Annotated in this window: 2 protein-coding genes; one reads left to right on the top strand and one right to left on the bottom strand. The window is 28.8% G+C overall.

All coding sequences use genetic code 11. The annotated features are described in order from the left end of the window. Positions 1-44: 44 nt before the first annotated feature. Positions 45-557: a DUF2179 domain-containing protein gene (locus B3N22_RS12195; RefSeq protein ID WP_073018979.1), complete on the top strand. Its 513-nt coding sequence runs from the start codon at positions 45-47 to the stop codon at positions 555-557. A 32-nt stretch (positions 558-589) separates the two neighbouring features. Here B3N22_RS12195 and B3N22_RS12190 read toward each other — a convergent pair whose 3' ends face one another. Beyond that, a complete protein-coding gene (locus B3N22_RS12190) occupies positions 590-2,389 on the bottom strand; it encodes a heme NO-binding domain-containing protein (protein ID WP_238907320.1) in 1,800 nt (599 codons plus the stop codon). Positions 2,390-2,817: the final 428 nt, after the last annotated feature.

The raw sequence follows: 2,817 nt of genomic DNA, 5'->3' as shown, positions 1-2,817 counted from the left end.
GTAAAAAACTTTACACTAACAACTTTATATAGGAGGTGTAGAAAATGATATTAAGTACATTAATTATCTTTTTAGCCAAAATTATAGAAGTGTCCTTAACCACAGTTAAAACAATATTCATAACTAAAAAAGAAAAAACTATTGCTTCAATTATTGCTTTTTTTGAAATTATGCTTTGGTTAGTGGTTGTAAGCAGAATAATTGTTGATATAACTAGTTATCCAAATAGAATGATAGCCTATGCTTTAGGTTACGCTTTAGGACATTTTGTGGGCTTATCTTTAGAGGAAAGATTAAATTATGGATTAGTAACTTTAGAGATTATTTTAAATAAGGAAGATGGCAATAAACTTGCTCAATACTTAAGAGATAAAAAAATTGGGGTTACTGAAATAAAAGCCTATGGAAGAGTGAATGAAAAGCGTATACTCATGATTCATCTAAAAAGAAAAATCAAAAATGAAGTTATAGATTATGTTAAAAATAGTTATCCAGATGCTTTTATAACCATTAGGGATGTGGCTTCTTTATATGGAGGTTATGGCGTAAAGAAGTAGTTCTCAAAATAAATTGAGAACTACTTTTAAGATTATATCTTATATTTGTCCATATCGTCATTAAATTGTTCTGCTAACTGCTTAAACTCTTGTATACTCTTAGTAAGATTTCTAATATCTTCTGTATACATTAATACACTAGAACTTACTTCTTCTGATGCTGCAGTATTTTCTTCTGCTATAGATACTAGAGATTCAATCTTACTGTATACCTCAGACATAGAGCCTGTCTCTTTTTCAAGTAGGTCTGAAGTTTCAATCATCTTATTCGCTACTAGGTTTATAGTTGTATTAGCACTATCACTGTAGCTAACAGCTACATTTAATTTGCTGTTTTCTTCTTTTAAAACATCAAATTGTGTTCCTATGTCTGTTACTACATTATCTATTTCACCAATTATTTGATTTAAGCTTCCAGTTATATCATTAACAGCTTGTTGTGATTGTTCTGCAAGTTTTCTAACTTCTTCAGCTACAACCGCAAATCCTCTTCCAGCTTCACCAGCTCTAGCTGCTTCTATAGATGCATTTAAAGCAAGTAAGTTTGTTTGTTCTGCTATTGAAGATACTAATGATACGATTTGTGTTATTCCTTTAGCCTTTTCTTGTAATTCTAAGCTATTAGTTTTAACATTGCCGAATTCTACTAATACATCATTAAGCTTGTCTGATGTAGCTTTAGTGTTTTTATAACTATTAGTAATTTTAGCTACAGCATTTTCTAATTCGCCTTTATTTTCATGTTCCTTTTTAGTTACATATACTATAGATTGAACACTATCTTTTAGCATAGCTACTGATCCTTCTATTTCGGAGGTTTGAAGTATTGCAGCATTAGCAACTTGTTCTACTACTCCGCCAATTTCTTCTGAAGTAGAGTTCATCTTGTTAGCTATATTACTTACCTCGGCACTAAAGGTGTTAATCTCATCTGTAACTCCTTTAAACCCAACAAAATCTTCTGTAATTACTTTCTTATAATCTTTTATTAAATCATAGAATTTTTCATAAGAGTCATTAGTTTCAAGATATAAATCATCCACATAATTATGTTGCTTAAGTCTTTCTAAATCATTGATTATGACCTTCATAGGTCTATGTAATATATAGTTGGCTACAAATGAACCAATTAAACCACTTGCAATTGAAGTGTATATAAGTAAATCTTTAGCTGTAAAATAAACTAATAAATTTAATATAGCAATTATAAGTGTTGATAAAATTGTTACCTTTGCTCCTACATCCTTTAGGAAACCAAAAGATAATATCTTATTTATTTTATAACTTTTCTTAACATATATATCATTTTCAAAAGTTAATTTTAATTTAAGATTATCAGGGGTTCTAGATATTTCTTCAGTACTTAATTTTTCATTAAAGTGCTTACTTGCTCCCTCTATTAATCCTTGAAAGTAATCAAACATACCTCTTTTAGAAGAATACTCAAATATAGCTTCTCTTTTAGATATTGGTTCCAAGTTTAATAGTGGCGGTTTTGCTCCTGGTATTCTTTTAACTACAATAACGTGAACATCATACATTGATTTTAAAAACGTATATAGATTTTCATGTTTAAAAAATGCTGGATAATCCTTAAAAAATGCCTTTATATTATCAACACCTATTTTTCTCCATAGTTCAGAAATAGATACCTTATTAGCCTGAGCTATATTAGATATTAATTTATTAATTATTGCATCATCTACATCTTCTAACGGAGAAAAAATCTTATGTCTGTCAAGTCCAGCAGAGGCTAAAGCATTTTCAACGCATTCTTTACTATACATATTACTACATGTTTTCATCCAGGTACTTACAACAGTTCCTTTCATTTTTCCACCCCTATTTTTATGAATTTTTTTATACTTAATTATATCACTAACTTTCTTATTACTCTACTTAATTCTTCATAAAATTATTTATTAATAATTATTATTGTTAAAATTATAATCTAATTTAAAGTCCCATTATAGCTGGGTTTGTAGAGGTTTTTCTTTTGCTTGTAAATACCATTTATACTTTTAATATACAATTTTATGGGTTTAAAATAAAAAAATTGCCAAGGCGACTATGAGCCGTCGATTTTTTTTGCGCATCTGCCTTTCCAAACGCATGTGAGGAAAAACTGGCAGGCGCTCAATTTTCTTGTTTTTTATTCTTTAGGTGATTTAGTTAAATCTATGATGTAATTAAATTTTCTAAAGTTATCCACAAATTTTTAAAAATATAATTTCTAAAGAGTCAAGTACCACCGGCTCAG

The organism is Clostridium sp. UBA1652, assembly GCF_002320975.1.
GTDB lineage: Bacteria > Bacillota > Clostridia > Clostridiales > Clostridiaceae > Clostridium_T > Clostridium_T intestinale.
Note: the sequence above shows the minus strand (reverse complement) of the source record. Positions and strands in the feature narration are given on the sequence as shown.

Coding starts and splice junctions, on each gene's coding strand:
- B3N22_RS12195 (WP_073018979.1), top strand. CDS start 45: ATGATATTAAGTACATTAATTATCTTTTTAGCCAAAATTATAGAAGTG.
- B3N22_RS12190 (WP_238907320.1), bottom strand. CDS start 2,389: ATGAAAGGAACTGTTGTAAGTACCTGGATGAAAACATGTAGTAATATG.